The sequence below is a fragment of the Actinosynnema sp. NPDC023658 genome (genome assembly GCF_040639995.1).
Lineage (GTDB): Bacteria > Actinomycetota > Actinomycetes > Mycobacteriales > Pseudonocardiaceae > Actinosynnema.
On the sequence record NZ_JBFAAX010000116.1, the window covers coordinates 1 to 15,495 of the forward strand.

Consider the following 15,495-nt stretch of genomic DNA (forward strand, 5'->3'; position numbering starts at 1 on the left):
GGGCCCGAATGCCCAAACCCCCCTGAGGGGAGGGGGGGCACTACGCGGTGCGGGTGGGCGCCCCCGCCGGAACGTAGCCACCGCGTCGGAGCACGAACAAGGGCGTCCACGTGCTGGGCCACCGGGTCAGGTGGTTGACAAACCGGTGGTGTCACTCGATCCGATGAATGTCCGGTCCATTGAGGAGTGTCGTGGACCGACGTTTCAGGCCCTGCCGCCCCAGGAGGCGAGGACTCTGCCGAGCGCCGCCCGTTCGGCGTGGTCGGGGGTGGTGTCGAGGCGGGCGTGGACGGCGGGCAGGAGCGCGTCGGCGTGGTGGCGCATCGCGATGAGGACTTGGTCGAGCGGCGGCAGCGACCACGGTCGGACCTTCGGTCGGGTGGTCAGGCCGAGCCGGGCCCCGCCCAACCGCTGCCGCAACGGTTCCACCGCTCGTGCGTCACCCAGGAGTGCGAGGGCGGCGAGGGCCGCGTCGGCGGCGGGCAGGTAGACGTCCCGCGCGGCCAGGGCGAGGTCGTCCGCGAAGGGAGCAAGACCGTCAACGGGGAGGGGCGGGTTGGCGGCGGGCGGGACTGGCCGATCAGCGGGTGGCGGCGGGCTGCCGGCCGGAGGGGTCGGGCTGGCGGCGGAGAGGAGAGCGGGACTGTCGGCGGGCGAGAGCGGTCCGACGGAGGGTGAAACCGGGCCGGCGGCGGGCGAGGCGGGGTCGGTGGAGGGTGAGGCGGGGCCGGCGGCGGGGGCGTTCGCGGGTGGTGGTGATGAGGTGTGGGCTGAGGCGAGCAGGGTGGCGGCCAGGCGGCGGTTCTCCGGTTCGTCGTCCGGCAGGCGGTCCGCGATCAGGGGGAGCAGGGTCTGGTCCAGCAGCTGGGCGGACGCCCACAGGGCACCGGCCCGGACGTCCGGATCCGGGTGGTCCAGGAGTTCGGCCACGAGGGTCCGGCGGGTCGTGCGGTCGTCGCGCAGCTCGCGGTTGACCCACCACACGACGGCCGCCGCGCTCTGGTTGCCGACGAACCACGTGTCCGCCCACCCCGCCAGATCCGCGAACCCCGGCAGCAGGGACCGCACGTCGGGCGTGACGCCCAGCCTCCGCAGGCCCACCGCCGCAGCCAGGTGGACGGTCCGGTCCGCGAGCAGGCCGGTCAACCAGTCGCGTGCGGCCGGGTCGGCGTGGTGGGCGGTGGCGACCACCAGGCCCAGCCGCGCGGCCCGGTCGGGTTCCGCGGCGAACCGGTCGCGCAGGTGCGGCCACACGTCGTGCCCCAGTGCCTGCGCCAACGGGAAGGTGACGACTCGCCGGACTTCCACGTCCGGGTCCATGAGCAGGCGCAGCAGGCGCGGGACGGCCGCCGCCCACGCCCGCGGCCAGTCCTCGTGCACCGCGTGCGGTTCGGCGGTGGCGGCGGCGTGCGCGAGGTCACCGATGGTGTCGACGACGGCCGGGCGGACGGTGACGGCCGGGTCCTCGGCCAGGTCGAGCAGGTGCGGGAGGAGGGCGGGCGCGGCGGAGTAGACGGCGTCGCCGTTGTGGTAGACGTTGGCGTTCAGCTCACCGATCGCGGCCGGTGCGGTCACGGGATCGCGGACCTGCGCCACCAGGCCGGGCACGTCGGTCGCCGGGCCGTAGGCGTGTTCCAGCCGGTCCCACACCTCTGCCACGTTCCCCGTATCCCGCACGCCCGGCACCCTAGACGGTCAGGCGGTCGGAGGCGGACGCCGCCGAGCGGCCCAGCGGGTTACGGCCGGGATGGGGTACGGCGGGGATTGAATGCGGCGGCGGGCGTTACGGCTCGGGGAACATCCGGGCCATCCCCGGTGGTGGGGCGAACGGACGCCAGCGGTTCCGGCGTTGGGACAGGCGGTCGGCTATCAGCCACAGCACGGACGCGTTGTAGCCGTAGCCCAGGTGGCTGGAGGCGACCGCCACGTTCTCCGACCGCACGCCCGTCGCGGAGATGCACGTCTGCCACGCGACGATGCCGTCCGACTTCGAGTACACCGACGTCGACGGGACCGGGAACGGCGGCCTGGTGTGCTCCGGCGGCGGCATGACCGCGCCCGGGACGTAGAACCTCGCCAGCAGCTGGTACACCGGGTTCACCCTGGTCTGCCGCAGGTCGGTCATCGCGTACGGGCTGCCGAGGGTGATCACCTGGCGCACCATGCCCGGGAACTCCCGCGCCAGCTCACGGCCGAAGATCCCGCCCAGCGACCACCCGACGATGCTGACCTTGCCGCCGACGGCCAGCTCCCGCAGCAGCTCGCGCATCCCGCTCACGACACCGACCGACGGCCCGATGTTGCGCCCCAGGCCCCACCCCCGCACGTCGTACCCCAGTCCGGTGAGGAACTTGCGCAGCATCGCGGTCGACCCGTCGGTCGCGCCCAGGCCCGGCAGCACGAGCACGGTGTGCCCGTCGCCGCTCGGTGCGCCGCGCAGCAGGGAACGGCTCGCGGCGAACTGGCCGATGCCGACGGCGGTCCGGGTGGGCTCGGTGAGGTACCAGAGCAGACCGGGCGCGGAACCCGGCACGGTCACCGGCTCCGCGGGCAGGTCAGCGTGGTCCGGTGGGATGTCCGACAGTGCCGACATGGCCCCTCCCCCGCTCCGCGTCGAGCGCGACCCCAGGTAACCATGATGTTTCGTAGCGGTGGATTGCGCCAGTACGGGCGAGTCTCGATTCGTGCGCTGTCGTGGCTTGGACCTCCCTGGTCGCTGGACCGGCCGGACGACGCGGGCCTACGGTCGGTCGATGGACCGGATGAGCGCGATGGACGCGGGCTTCTTCTTCATCGAGGACGAGAACGTGCCCATGCACGTCGGGTCGGTCCTGGTCTTCGAAGGTCCGGCACCGTCGTACGGCGACGTGGTCCGGCTCTTCGCGGCCAAGCTGGGCAGCGTGCCGCGCTACCGGCAACGGGTGAAGGCGCTCCCGCTGCACGTCGGCCGCCCGGTGTGGGTGGACGACGAGCACTTCCAGATCCTGTACCACGTCCGGCACACCGCCGTGCCGGCACCGGGCGCGGACGACCAGGTCCGCAACCTCGCCGGACGCCTCTTCGCCCAACGCCTCGACCTCGCCAAACCGCTGTGGGAGGTCTGGTTGGTCGAAGGCCTGGAGGGTGGTCGGTGGGCGATCATCTCCAAGGTCCACCACTGCCTGATCGACGGCATCGCGGGCACCGATCTCATGCAGGTGCTGCTGGACTGGCGCGAGGACGCCCCCCTTCCCGAGCCAGTGCGGTGGGAACCCACCGCCGGCCCGTCGACCCTGGACCTCGTCGCGGACGGCGTGCGCGACGCGGTGCTGACGCCGATCACGCACCTGGCCAAGTTCCCGGCGCTGGCACGGCGGTTGCGCAGCGGCTCGGAGGTGGCGGACTTCGGCCGGGCCCTGCTGGGCAGCCTGCCGACGACCGCCCGGCGACTCGCGGCGGGCACCCCGAAGTCCTTGAACGGGCCGATCGGACCGCACCGGAGGTGGGAGTGGGCCAAGGCCGACCTCGCCGAGATCAAGACCATCCGCAAGGTCACCGGCGGCACGGTGAACGACGTCATCCTCGCGGCGGTGACGCGCGGGTTCCGCGACCTGCTCGCCAAGCGCGACGACCTGGCCGACGGTCAGGTGGTGCGCAGCATGGTGCCGGTGTCGATGCGGTCGTCCGCCGAACGCGGCGTGCTGAACAACCGGGTGAGTGCGGTCCTGGTGAACCTCCCTGTCAGTGAGCCGGACCCGTTGGCCCGACTGGCCTCGATCCGGGAACAGATGGACGACCTCAAGAGCAGCCGCCAGGCAGCGGGCGCGGACGTGCTCACCAACCTGTCGAACTTCGCCGCACCCACCCTGCTGGCGCTCGGTTCGCGCACCGCCATGCGCTTCCCGCAGCAGCTGTTGCAGACCGTCACGACGAACGTCCCCGGCCCCCGCATCCCGTTGTTCATGCTCGGCAGGCGGCTGTCCGAGATCTACCCGTACGTGCCGATCGCCAGCACAATCCGGATCAGCGTCGGCATCTTCTCCTACCTCGACCGGATCACCTTCGGCATCAACGCGGACTTCGACGGCGTGCCGGACGTCCCGGTGCTCGCGGACGGCATCCGCGCGGGGTTCGACGAACTGGTCACCGCGACCGCGAGCTGAGCTGGTCGGCCGCCACCGCGCCCGCCAGCTCGACCGCCTCCGCCGCCGCCTCGCTGATCTTGGTCAACGCACGGGGATCGACGTACAGCTCCACGTCCTGCCCGATCTTGAACACCACCGCACCTCCTCCCGGCTCGACCTCGTAGTTGATCCACACGTCACTCGGCACCTGCGCCCACAGGTGAACCTGCGCCCGACCCATTTCCGCCTCCACGACTCGGCCCCTGCTAAGATCGTGCCGAGGAAGGGTAATATTAGCAAGTGGCACAACCTGATCGGGTGAATCTCATGGCCATGTCACCGTCCGTAGCAGGCTGGGAACTCGGACTCCGCCTGCGGGAACGTCGTGAGCTGATGGACATCACGGCCGTGTCGGCCGGCAAGGCGATCGACACCAGCCAGTCGTACATCTCGGGCGTCGAGAACGGGAAGCTCAAGATCAACGCCCGCAAGCTCGCCGAACTCGCCGCCGTCCTGGACTTCGACCAGGACGAGCTCGACGAGCTGGAACAGCTCCGCGAGGCGGCGGGCAAGCGCGCCTGGTGGAGCCCCTACTCCGCCATGTTCAGCAGCGATGTGCTGCGCTACTTCGGCTTCGAGCACGGTGCCGAGGGCATCCGCGCCTACAACGCGGGGCTCATCAGCGGATTGCTCCAGACGCAGGAGTACGCCCTGGCGGTCATGCACGGTGGCGGGCCGAGCATCCGACTGGCCGAGGCGAACCGCCGGGTCGAGGTGCGCATGAAGCGGCAGGAGCGACTCGACGACAAGGACGACCCGCTCCGGTTCACCGCCATCGTCACCGAATCCGCGCTGAGGCAGCAGGTCGGCGGGCGCGAGGTGATGGTCGGACAGCTCCGCCACCTGGCGGACAAGATCGAGCAGCTGCCGGACACCTTGGACGTGCGGATCATCCCGTTCACCGCCGACTACTACAACGCGCTCGGTGGTTCGAGCTTCTACATCTTCGGCTTCGCCAGCAGCCGACTGCCCGAACTGGTGTGGCAGGAGACGATCACGTCCACGGATCTCATCGATCAGCCGATGCGGATGCGCGAGTACAGTCTCGCTCACGACCAGGCCTCGGACTACGCCCTCGGCAGGGACGAATCGCTTGGTTTGATCGGGCAGATCCGCAGGGAGCTTGAGTGAGCGAAGGCATCGACCGCGGTGGGTGGTTCAAGTCGAGCCGCAGCGCGGACAACCCGGCCTGCGTCGAGGTCCGGTTCGTCCCCGCCGCGATCGACGTCCGCGACTCCAAGAACCCCACCGGACCGACGCTGACCTTCTCCCGCGCCGCCTGGACGAAGTTCGTCAGGCCCGCCACTCCTTGATCCGCGTGGCCACCAGCTCGGGCACCTCCAGCTGCGGCACGTGGCCGACGCCCTCCAGGACGTCGAAGCGCCACGACGGGTTGCGGCGCGCGACCTCCTTGGCGGACGCGAGCGGGACCAGGCGGTCCCTGTCCCCCGCCATCAGGTAGACCGGCACGCGCACCCGGCTCATCGCCGTGTAGTACCGGCGGCTGGTGGCACCGGTCCACACCACGGACCGCGCGGCGGCCAGGAACGCCTCGTCCAGGCCGGGCACCTCGGCGCGCTGCTCCAGCAACGACATCGACGCGAGGACCATCTCCTCCGGCACCAGCTTCGGGTTGGCGCACACCAGGTTCAGCACGCGCTTGACCTGCCGGCGCGTCGACACCCCGGTCCGCGACTTCGCCAGGAACCACTGCCCGAGCCCCGGCACGGCGTACAGCGCGAACGCCGCCGCCACCTGCGGGTCCAGCCGGACGCCGAACGGCAGCGGCACGGCCGGGTCCAGCAGCACGAGCGCGCTCACCGACGCCGGACGGCGGGCGGCGTGCAGGATCGAGATCATCCCGCCCATCGAGTTGCCGACGAGCACCACCGGCTCGTCGACGACCTCGGCCAGGAACCGCTCCAGCAGCCGCGCGTTGGCGGGCACCGTCGCGGTGCGCCCCTCCGGGTGGGTGAGCCCGAACCCGGCCAGGTCGACGGCCAGCACCCGGTGCCGGTCGACCAGGTGCGGCGCGAGCAGGCACCAGTTCAGGTGCGACCCGCCCAGGCCGTGCACGAGCACCACCGGCGGACCTTCGCCGCCGAAGTCGACGTAGTGCACCGGGCCGTCCAGGTCGACGTACCGGCTCGTCCCGCCCCAGTGGTCGAGTGTGGTCATACCGGTCAGTATGTCCCGGACGGGTGGCCGTAGAGACCGGGCCCCTCGATCTGCACCCCGGCCAGGAACGCCGCCGAGGCCTCGTAGGACGCGGCGACCAGCTCGGCGGTGTGCCCGAAGTCGAGCGGCGTCACCGGTTGGACGGGCGGTCCGGGCAGGTAGACGACCGGGACGTCGGTCGCCGCCAGCTCCGCTTCCAGCACCGCCTGGTTGCGGGTGCTCAGCGTCGCCCAGAAGAGCAACGTCTCGGCCAACGTCGCCGGCACCGTCGGCAGGTGCCCCGGGAACGTGCAGTCGAGGACGACCAGCGACTTCGCCCCCAGCGCGAGAGCCTGGCGGATGGGCACGTTCGCCAGCACGCCACCGTCGTAGAGCACCCGCCCGTCCCGCCGCACCGCCGGGTAGACGCCGGGGATGGCGCTGCTGGCCAGCACCGCCGAGACGAGGTCGCCCGAGGTCAGGGTGACGGCGGTGCCGGTGACCGAGTCGACCGCCACCGCGCCGAAGGGCAGGGTCAGCTCGGCGAAGTCCCGCGCGCCGCCCAGGCCGAACTCCAGCACCTCCGCGAGCCCGGTGTTGGGGAACAGGTGCGTCCGGTGCTGCCGCAACGTCCTGGCCTGCGCCAACAGGCCGCCGGGGAAGACCCTGGCCCTGGTCATGTGCCGCCAGATCGCGGCCAGCCGGTCGAACGCGCCCGCCGGGTCGAGGGCGAGCAGCGAGCCGTTGACCGAGCCGACGGACGTGCCGACGACGAGGTCCGGCGCGACGCCGTGCTCGGCCAGCGCGCGGAGCATGCCGACCTGGCCCGCGCCCAGGCTGCCGCCGCCGCCGAGCACGAACCCGACCGGTCCGGGGAGGTGCACCACGGCCCGGATCGTCCCACCGCGGCCGCACCTCCCGCACGGGGTCACCTAGGGTGGTGATCTCCGGGGAGGTACCGATGATCGTGTGGATCAACGGCGCGTTCGGCGCCGGCAAGACGACCTTGGCCGAGGAACTGCGCCGCCGGCTGCCGGACGCCCTGTCGTTCGACCCCGAGCACATCGGCCTGCTGCTGCGCTTCTCCGCGCCGCCGCCGGAGACCGGTGACTTCCAGGACCTGCCGCTGTGGCGCAGGACGACCGCGGAGTTCGCCACCGGCCTGCACCGCGAGTACGGGCGGCACGTCGTCACGCCCATGACCCTGGTGAACCCGGACTACCGGGACGAGATCTTCAAGGCGCTGGCCGCCGCCGACGTCCCGCTCCTGCACGTCTTCCTCGACGTGTCGCCGGACGAGCTGCGCCGCCGCATCACCGAGCAGGTCCTCGTGCCGCACGACCCGAAGGCCGACGCCGAGGCCCGCGCGTTCCGCCTGGGCAACGTCGACCGCTGCGTGGCCGCGCGCGCCGACCTGCCCGCGGGCACCCTGGTCCTGGACGGTGGCCGCTACGACCCGGCGCGGTTGGCCGACCAAGTCCTCGCCGCGCTCCCCGGCTGAGCGGCCCGCCCGGACCGGACTGCGTCCGACGGCGGTGACGGCTGACCGGGTATGCCGGTCCAGGTGCCCAGGGCGATCTCGGCGGTGATGCCCGGTCCGAACCCGGCGATCACGCCGCGTGCGCCGTGGACCGCGCCGCCCTCGGAGAAGAGCCGATCCAGGGCGTCGAAGATGACGGCGCTGGCGATGTTGCCGCGTTCGGTGAGCGTGCGGCGGCTGTAGCGGAACGTCTCGGCGGGCAGGCTCAGGTACTTGCCCAGGTCGTCCAGGATGCGCGGCCCGCCCGCGTGCACGATGTAGAAGTCCAGGTCCGCGATGTCCCAGCCGTGCGGTTCGGCCACGTCCCGCATGGCGGGCGCGAGCACGGACATCGTGCCGGGCACCCGCTTGTCCAGCCGGAAGTGGAAACCGGTGTCGCGGACCTCGTAGGAGATCCAGTCCTCGGTGTCGCGGACCAGGCGCGAGCTGTTGCGCTCGATCCGCACGCCCACCCCGCCCTGACCGCGCACGACCGCCGCGGCCAGCGCGTCGCCGAAGAGCCCGTTGGACAGCAGGTTGCCCACGGCGAGGTCGGTCGGCTGGTACAGCAGCGAGCAGAACTCGCACGCCACGATCAGCACGTTCGCCCGCGGGTAGGCGGTGCAGAAGTCGTGCGCGCGGTTGATGGCCGCACCGCCCGCGGCACAGCCGAGCTGCGCGATCGGCAGCTGCCGGGTCTCCGACCGGAACCCCATCGTGTTGATCATCCAGGCGGTCATCGACGGCATCATGAACCCGGTGCACGAGACGTAGACGATCATGTCGACCTCGTCCGCCGTCAGCTCGGCGTGGTCCAGTGCCCGCCGCACGACGTCCGGCACCCTGGACTTGGCCTCCTTCTCGTACAGGGCGTTGCGAACGGTGAAGCCGGGGTGCTTGAGGGTGTCCTCGATCGGCTGAACGACGTGCCTGGTCTGGACACCGGTGTTGCCGATCAGCCGCAGCGCGAGGTCGAGCTGGGGGTGGTCGCCGTGGATGTCCCGGGCCAGCTCCAGGGTCTGCTCGCGGGTGATGAGGTGCTCCGGGACCGCCACCGCGGGTCGGCACAGCACTGCCATGACGTCTCCCTACCAGGTGACCGGGAGGGTCAGCGGGTACCGCCAGATCGAGACGGTGTTCCACCGCACCTCCTCCGCCGGCACGGCCAACCGCAGGTCGGGGAACCTGGCCAGCAACCCGCCGACGGCGACCTGGAGCACCATGCGGGCCAGGTGCGAACCGAGGCAGTGGTGGCTGCCGTGGCCGAACGCCAGGTGCGGCGCCGGGTCGACGCGGTCGAAGTCCAGCTCGTCGGGGCGCTCGTAGGCCAGCTCGTCGCGGTTGGCGGTCAGGTACGACACGTGGACCGCGTCGCCCGCCTTGATCGTGACGCCGCCCAGCTCCACGTCCTCCAGCGCGACCCGCGGGATGCCGACGCCCTGGCGGAACGGGATGAACCGCAGCAGCTCCTCGACGGCCTGCGGCAGCGACTCCGGCCGGGCGCGCAACCGGGCCAGGTGGTCGGGGTGGGTGAGCAGCGTGTAGATGATGTTGCTGATGTCGTAGGTCGTGGTGTCGTGGCCGGTGACCGTCAGGAGCATGGCCAGGACCGACAGCTCCCCGTCGGTGAGCACGTCGTCGCCCACGGGGGTGGTGGCGAGGGCGCTGATCAGGTCGGTGCCGGGCGCGCGGCGGCGGGCCGCGGTCAGCTCGTCGAAGTAGGCGCGCAGCCCCGCCTTGGCCTCGGCGGCGGCGACGCGGTCGGCGGCGCTCATCGACATCATGGCGGCGGCCCACCGGCGCAGTCGCGGTCGGTCGGGTTCGGGGATCTCCAGCAGCTCGCAGATCGCCATCAGGGGCAGCCGGTTCGCCAGGTGCTCGGCCACGTCGGCGGGCGGGCCGTGCTCGACCATGGTGTCCAGCAGGGTGTCGACCGTGCGTCGCGCCCACGGCCGCAGCGCTTCCACCTGGGGCGTGGTGAAGGCCTTGACGACCGGTTTGCGGACGCGGTTGAGCGCGGGCGGGTCCATCAGGTTGATCGCCTCGGGCTGGGCGATGGGCGCCGGGGTGATGCGCGGGAAGTCCCGGCCGATCAGCGCCGCCCGGCTGAACCGGCGGTCCGAGGTGACCGTCCTGACCTCCTCGTACCGCGTCACCAGCCAGGCCTCACCCTCTCCGTACGGCATCCGCACCCGCACGACCGGCGCCTCGTCGCGCATCCGGGTCATGGCGGGATCCGGTTCGAGGGCCACGTCGTGCCGGAACGGGCAGGTGGGTCGGGGGTCCGCTTCGGCTGCGCGGTCGTGCGCTTCGACGTTCAACCCACAGTCCCTTCTGCGTGTCCGGCTCCTCCTTGCCATGAGACACGCTGGGCCGGGACAACGCCGCCGGCGACGGGGCGGTTCACCAGTTGTCGTGAATCTCCCGACCTGTTCCGCGCAATCGGTGGACCGCCGTTCACGCTCCGGATCGGCTCCGGCCCGTACCCCGGTACCGGCCGCGAGCCCGCACGGGGTGCCCGAACGTGGTCCACCGGGCAGGGCACAATGGCTCGCTGTGACCACAGCCATTCACCAGAGGATCGCCGACGAGCTCGGGGTGCGTGCCGGGCAGGTCAGCGCCGCCGTCGACCTGCTCGACGGTGGTTCCACCGTTCCCTTCATCGCCCGCTACCGCAAGGAAGCGACCGGCGCGCTGGACGACACCCAGCTGCGCACGCTGGAGGAGCGGCTGGGCTACCTGCGCGAGCTGGAGGAACGCCGGGCGGCTGTGCTGGAGTCCATCCGGTCGCAGGGCAAGCTGGACGAGGCGCTGGAGGCCTCGATCCTGGCCGCCGACTCCAAGGCCCGCCTGGAGGACCTGTACCTGCCCTACAAGCCGAAGCGGCGGACCAAGGCGCAGATCGCGCGCGAGCAGGGCCTGGAACCGCTGGCCGACGGCCTGCTGGACGACCCGGCGCAGGACCCGCAGGAGGTGGCGAAGGCGTACGTGACCGAGGAGGTCGCGGACGTCGCCGCCGCGTTGCAGGGCGCGCGGGCGATCCTGGTCGAGCGGTTCGGGGAGGACGGCGACCTCATCGGTGACCTGCGGGAACGCATGTGGGCGCAGGGGCGGCTGGTGTCCAAGGTCCGGGAGGGCAAGGAGGAGGACGGGGCGAAGTTCTCCGACTACTTCGACTTCTCCGAGCCGTTCACGAAGCTGCCCTCCCACCGCATCCTCGCGCTGCTGCGCGGCGAGAAGGAGGAGGTGCTCGACCTCCAGTTCGACCCGGCCGACGAGGACGAGCCCACCGGCTACGAGGCGCGGATCGCGTCCCGCTTCGGCGTGGACGACCGGGGCCGCGCGGCGGACCGCTGGCTGTCCGACACGGTCCGCTGGGCGTGGCGCACGCGGATCCTGGTGCACCTGGGCATCGACCTGCGGTCGCGGCTGCGGGCGTTCGCCGAGGACGAGGCCGTGAAGGTGTTCGCGTCGAACCTGCGCGACCTGCTGCTGGCGGCGCCGGCCGGCACCCGGGCCACGATGGGCCTGGACCCCGGTTTCCGCACCGGCGTGAAGGTGGCCGTGGTCGACGCGACCGGCAAGGTCGTCGACACGGACGTGATCTACCCGCACGTGCCCGCGAACCGGTGGGACGAGTCGATCGCCAAGCTCGCCGTGCTGGCCAAGAAGCACGACGTCGAGCTGATCTCGATCGGCAACGGCACCGCGTCGCGGGAGACCGACAAGCTCGCCACCGACCTGCTCAAGCGGCACCCCGAGCTGAAGCTGACCAAGGCCGTGGTGTCGGAGGCGGGCGCGTCGGTGTACTCGGCGTCGGCGTTCGCGTCCGCCGAGCTGCCGGGCATGGACGTGTCGCTGCGCGGCGCGGTGTCCATCGCCCGCCGGTTGCAGGACCCGCTGGCCGAGCTGGTGAAGATCGACCCGAAGTCGATCGGCGTCGGCCAGTACCAGCACGACCTGGCCGAGACGAAGCTGTCGCGGTCGTTGGACGCGGTGGTCGAGGACTGCGTGAACGCGGTCGGCGTCGACCTGAACACCGCGTCGGTGCCGCTGCTGACCCGCGTCTCCGGCATCACCGCCGGCCTGGCGGAGAACATCGTGCTGCACCGCGACAGCAACGGCCCGTTCCGCTCGCGCAGGGCGTTGAAGGACGTGGCGCGGCTGGGTCCGAAGGCGTTCGAGCAGTGCGCGGGCTTCCTGCGCATCCCGAACGGCGACGACCCGCTGGACGCCTCCGCCGTGCACCCCGAGGCGTACCCGGTGGTGCGCCGGATGCAGGAGCGCGCGGGCGCGGAGCAGCTGATCGGCAACACGGCGGTGCTCAAGTCGCTGCGCCCGCAGGAGTTCGTGGACGACAAGTTCGGCCTGCCGACCGTCACCGACATCCTGCGCGAGCTGGAGAAGCCGGGGCGCGACCCGCGACCCGCGTTCAAGACCGCCACGTTCGCGGACGGGGTGGAGAAGATCTCCGACCTCAAGCCCGGCATGGTGCTGGAGGGCGTGGTGACGAACGTGGCCGCGTTCGGCGCGTTCGTGGACGTCGGCGTGCACCAGGACGGCCTGGTGCACATCTCGGCGCTGTCCAACACCTACGTCAAGGACCCGCGCGACGTGGTGAAGTCCGGTGACGTGGTCCGGGTGAAGGTGCTGGAGGTCGACATCCCGCGCAAGCGCATCGGGTTGACGCTGCGGCTGGAGGACGAGCCCGGCCGCAAGCCGCCGCGCGAGCAGCAGGCGCGCGACGGCCAGCGCGGTGACGGCCAGCGCGGTGGTCCGCGGGGCAACGGCGGCCAGCGCAACGGCGGTGGCAAGCCGCGGCAGCAGGAGCGCCCGCCGGCCAACGGCGCGATGGCCGAGGCGCTGCGGCGCGCGGGGCTTGGCGGCGGCCGATAGGGGTACCCGGCTGGCCATGAGGGTCGTCGTCACGGGTGCCAGCGGCAACGTGGGGACGGCCCTGCGCCGGGTGCTCGCGGACGCGGGCGCCACGGTGGTCGGCGTCGCGCGGCGGGTGCCGCCGAACTCACCTGACTGGGTGAGCTGCGACATCGGTGCGCCCGCCGCCGAGGTGACGCTGAGCAGGGCGTTCGCCGGCGCGGACGCGGTGGTGCACCTGGCGTGGGCGATCCAGCCCCCGTCGGGTGAGCCGGACATGCGGCGCACCAACCTCACCGGCAGCGCGCACGTGCTGCGCGCGGCGGAACGCGCGGGCGTGCGGCACGTCGTGGTGGCGTCGTCGGTGGCGGCCTACACGCCGTCGTCGGTGCCCGTGGACGAGGGTTGGCCGTGCGGCGGTGTGCCCGGCAGCGCCTACAGCCGGCAGAAGGCCGAACTGGAGCGGATGCTGGTCGGTCGTCCCGGCGTGGCGGTGGTGCGGCCGTGCGCGGTCGTGCAGCCGGACGCGGGGGCGGAGCTCGACCGGTGGGTGCTCAAGCCGCTGGTCCCGCCGTCCGTGGTAGGTCGGCCCTGGCTGCCCGTGCCGCTGTGGCCGGGGCTGCGGGCGCAGGTCGTGCACGCGGAGGACGTGGCGCGGGCGATCGCGCTGATCCTGGAGCGGCGGGCGGAGGGCGCGTTCAACGTGGCCGGCGACCCGCCGTTGACCGCGCGTGAGCTGGCGTCGGTGTTCGGCGGGTTCCTGGTGCCGGTGCCGTTCGCGCTGGTGCGCGCGGTGGCGTGGCCGACGTGGCGGCTGGGGTTGCAGCCCGCGCACCCCGGCTGGCTGCGGTTGGCCGACAAGGCAGCCCTGATGGACACCGGTCGGCTCCGCGCGTTGGGCTGGGCGCCGGCGCACCCCGCCCGGGAGGCGTTGCGGGAGTTCGTGTCGGCGGTGGCGGAAGGGCGCGGGACGTGGGGTCCGCTCGCGCCGCGGGGTTCGGAGCCAGGGGGTTCGGGACGGTGGCGCGGGTTCGGCTTCGGTCGGCCGGTGCATCAGAGCCAGGGAGACGTGCGTTGAGCGATGTGGTGGACGCGGTGGTCGTCGGATCCGGCCCCAACGGGTTGGTGGCGGCGAACCTCCTGGCCGACGCCGGGTGGGACGTGCTGGTGCTGGAGGCGGCCGACGAACCCGGCGGGGCCGTGCGCACGGCCGAGCTGACCGAGCCGGGGTTCCTGCACGACCTGTTCAGCGCGTTCTACCCGTTGGGCGCGGCGTCGCCGGTGATCGCCGGGATGGGCCTGGAGCGGCACGGGTTGCGGTGGCGGCGGGCGCCGGACGTGCTGGCGCACGTGCTGCCGGACGACCGGGCCGTCGTGCTGTCGCAGGACGTGGAGCGGACGGCGGCGTCGGTGGAGGCGTTCGGCGCGGGTGACGGTGACGCGTGGCGGGCGGAGTTCGAGCGGTGGCAACGGGTCCGCCCGGCGTTGATCGAGGCGTTGATGCGGCCGTTCCCGCCGGTGCGGGCGGGCGCGGGGCTGCTGGGCGCGTTGGGTGCGGGCGAGGCGTTGCGGTTCGCGCGGTCGTTCGTGCAGTCGGTGCGGGCGTTCGGCGACGAGCGGTTCTCGGGTGAGGGCGCGGCCTTGTTGTTGGCGGGCAACGCGATGCACACCGACCTGGGGCCGGACCAGGCTGGCGGTGCGGCGTTCGGCTGGTTGCTGTCGATGCTCGGGCAGGACTTCGGGTACCCGGTGCCCGAGGGCGGCGCCGGTGCGTTGACGCGGGCGTTGGTGCAGCGGCTGGGCGGCGTGGTGGAGTGCGGTCGGCCGGTGTCGCGGGTGGTGGTGTCCGGCGGGCGTGCGTTGGGCGTGCAGGACGCGGCCGGCGGGTTCGTGCGGGCGCGGAAGGCGGTGCTGGCGGACGTGCCCGCGCCGACGTTGTACCTGGACCTGGTCGGGTCGGAGCACCTGCCCGCGCGGTTGGTGTCGGACCTGGCCGCGTTCGAGTGGGACGACGCGACGATCAAGGTGGACTGGGCGTTGGACCGCCCCGTGCCGTGGACGGCGGAGGAGGTCCGGGGTGCCGGGACCGTCCACTTGGGAGGCGACTTCAACGGGTTGGCGATGAGCAGCACGGAGATCGCGTGCGGCCGGGTGCCGCGCACGCCGTTCGTGATCATGGGGCAGATGACGACGACGGATCCGACGCGGTCGCCGGCGGGCACCGAGACGGCGTGGGCGTACACGCACGTGCCGCGGGGTGAGCGGTGGTCGGCCGAGCGGTTGCGCCGTCGTGCGGACCGGGTGGAGCAGCTGGTGGAGCAGCACGCGCCGGGGTTCCGCGACCTGATCCGGGGGCGGGTGGTGCAGGGGCCGTCCGACCTGGAGGAGCGCAACCGGAGCCTGACGGGTGGGTCGATCAACTCGGGCACGGCGGCGATCCACCAACAGCTGGTGTTCCGGCCGGTGCCGGGGCTGGGGCGTTCGGACACGCCGATCGACCGCCTGTACCTGACGTCGGCGTCCGCCCACCCGGGCGGCGGTGTGCACGGTGCGGCAGGCGCGAACGCGGCCCGTGCCGCCCTGGCCCGCAACGCCCTGGCCGGCGACGCCTACCGCCTGCTGATCTCCACCCTGCACCGCGCCCTCTACTAACCCCCACCCCCGCGTGTCCTACCTCCAGCCCACGCGTGTCCTACCTTCAGGACGCGAGAGTCCTACCTTCAGGACGCGAGAGTCCTACGTTCAGGACACCTGAGTTGAACGCTCAGGACGGCCCGCAGC

14 protein-coding genes are annotated in these 15,495 nt (G+C 72.4%); 7 read left to right on the forward strand and 7 right to left on the reverse strand.

Annotated features, from left to right (window positions below; genetic code table 11):
- Positions 1–204: 204 nt before the first annotated feature.
- Positions 205–1,677 (reverse strand): HEAT repeat domain-containing protein, encoded by a 1,473-nt coding sequence (locus AB0G02_RS15635; protein WP_360794205.1) that lies wholly within the window; start codon positions 1,675–1,677, stop codon positions 205–207.
- A 106-nt stretch (positions 1,678–1,783) separates the two neighbouring features.
- Entirely contained in the window at positions 1,784–2,593 is an 810-nt protein-coding gene (locus AB0G02_RS15640; RefSeq protein ID WP_360794207.1) for an alpha/beta hydrolase, read from the reverse strand.
- A 160-nt stretch (positions 2,594–2,753) separates the two neighbouring features.
- Between AB0G02_RS15640 and AB0G02_RS15645 the strand changes: the two genes are divergently transcribed.
- Entirely contained in the window at positions 2,754–4,142 is a 1,389-nt protein-coding gene (locus tag AB0G02_RS15645; RefSeq protein ID WP_360794209.1) for a wax ester/triacylglycerol synthase family O-acyltransferase, read from the forward strand.
- On the opposite strand, the gene AB0G02_RS15650 is transcribed toward AB0G02_RS15645, so the two are convergent.
- Positions 4,123–4,344 (reverse strand): hypothetical protein, encoded by a 222-nt coding sequence (locus AB0G02_RS15650; protein WP_360794211.1) that lies wholly within the window; start codon positions 4,342–4,344, stop codon positions 4,123–4,125. The two genes, AB0G02_RS15645 and AB0G02_RS15650, sit on opposite strands and share 20 nt — an antisense overlap.
- Before the next feature lie 86 nt (positions 4,345–4,430).
- Here AB0G02_RS15650 and AB0G02_RS15655 point away from each other — a divergent pair, with 86 nt between their 5' ends.
- Positions 4,431–5,294, forward strand: coding sequence for a helix-turn-helix transcriptional regulator (locus AB0G02_RS15655; RefSeq protein WP_360794231.1), 864 nt, complete (start codon positions 4,431–4,433; stop codon positions 5,292–5,294).
- Entirely contained in the window at positions 5,291–5,476 is a 186-nt protein-coding gene (locus tag AB0G02_RS15660; RefSeq protein WP_360794213.1) for a DUF397 domain-containing protein, read from the forward strand. Before AB0G02_RS15655 ends, AB0G02_RS15660 begins: the two co-directional genes overlap by 4 nt.
- Here AB0G02_RS15660 and AB0G02_RS15665 read toward each other — a convergent pair.
- Together AB0G02_RS15665 and AB0G02_RS15670 are read right to left on the reverse strand one after the other, a co-directional pair.
- On the reverse strand, positions 5,457–6,341 hold the full coding sequence (locus AB0G02_RS15665; RefSeq protein ID WP_360794215.1) for an alpha/beta hydrolase: 885 nt from the start codon (positions 6,339–6,341) through the stop codon (positions 5,457–5,459). The genes AB0G02_RS15660 and AB0G02_RS15665 overlap by 20 nt on opposite strands.
- Before the next feature lie 5 nt (positions 6,342–6,346).
- On the reverse strand, positions 6,347–7,207 hold the full coding sequence (locus AB0G02_RS15670; protein WP_360794217.1) for a patatin-like phospholipase family protein: 861 nt from the start codon (positions 7,205–7,207) through the stop codon (positions 6,347–6,349).
- 74 nt (positions 7,208–7,281) lie between these two features.
- On the opposite strand from AB0G02_RS15670, the gene AB0G02_RS15675 reads away from it, so the two are divergent.
- Entirely contained in the window at positions 7,282–7,821 is a 540-nt protein-coding gene (locus AB0G02_RS15675; protein WP_360794219.1) for an AAA family ATPase, read from the forward strand.
- Here the strand turns inward: AB0G02_RS15675 and AB0G02_RS15680 are convergent.
- Positions 7,770–8,918: a type III polyketide synthase gene (locus tag AB0G02_RS15680; RefSeq protein WP_360794221.1), complete on the reverse strand. Its 1,149-nt coding sequence runs from the start codon at positions 8,916–8,918 to the stop codon at positions 7,770–7,772. The genes AB0G02_RS15675 and AB0G02_RS15680 overlap by 52 nt on opposite strands.
- 9 nt (positions 8,919–8,927) lie before the next feature.
- Positions 8,928–10,160, reverse strand: coding sequence for a cytochrome P450 (locus AB0G02_RS15685; protein WP_360794223.1), 1,233 nt, complete (start codon positions 10,158–10,160; stop codon positions 8,928–8,930).
- Positions 10,161–10,395: 235 nt separating this feature from the next.
- Here AB0G02_RS15685 and AB0G02_RS15690 point away from each other — a divergent pair, with 235 nt between their 5' ends.
- Genes AB0G02_RS15690 through AB0G02_RS15700 form a run of 3 tightly spaced genes read left to right on the forward strand, consistent with a single transcriptional unit; the run spans position 10,396 to position 15,366 of the window.
- A complete protein-coding gene (locus AB0G02_RS15690; RefSeq protein ID WP_360794225.1) occupies positions 10,396–12,735 on the forward strand; it encodes a Tex family protein in 2,340 nt (779 codons plus the stop codon).
- A gap of 16 nt (positions 12,736–12,751) precedes the next feature.
- Positions 12,752–13,792, forward strand: coding sequence for an NAD-dependent epimerase/dehydratase family protein (locus AB0G02_RS15695; RefSeq protein WP_360794227.1), 1,041 nt, complete (start codon positions 12,752–12,754; stop codon positions 13,790–13,792).
- The gene (locus tag AB0G02_RS15700; RefSeq protein WP_360794229.1) at positions 13,789–15,366 is read left to right on the forward strand and encodes an NAD(P)/FAD-dependent oxidoreductase; all 1,578 of its coding nucleotides are present in this window, start codon (positions 13,789–13,791) and stop codon (positions 15,364–15,366) included. The genes AB0G02_RS15695 and AB0G02_RS15700 overlap by 4 nt, the downstream gene beginning before the upstream one ends.
- Positions 15,367–15,495: the final 129 nt, after the last annotated feature.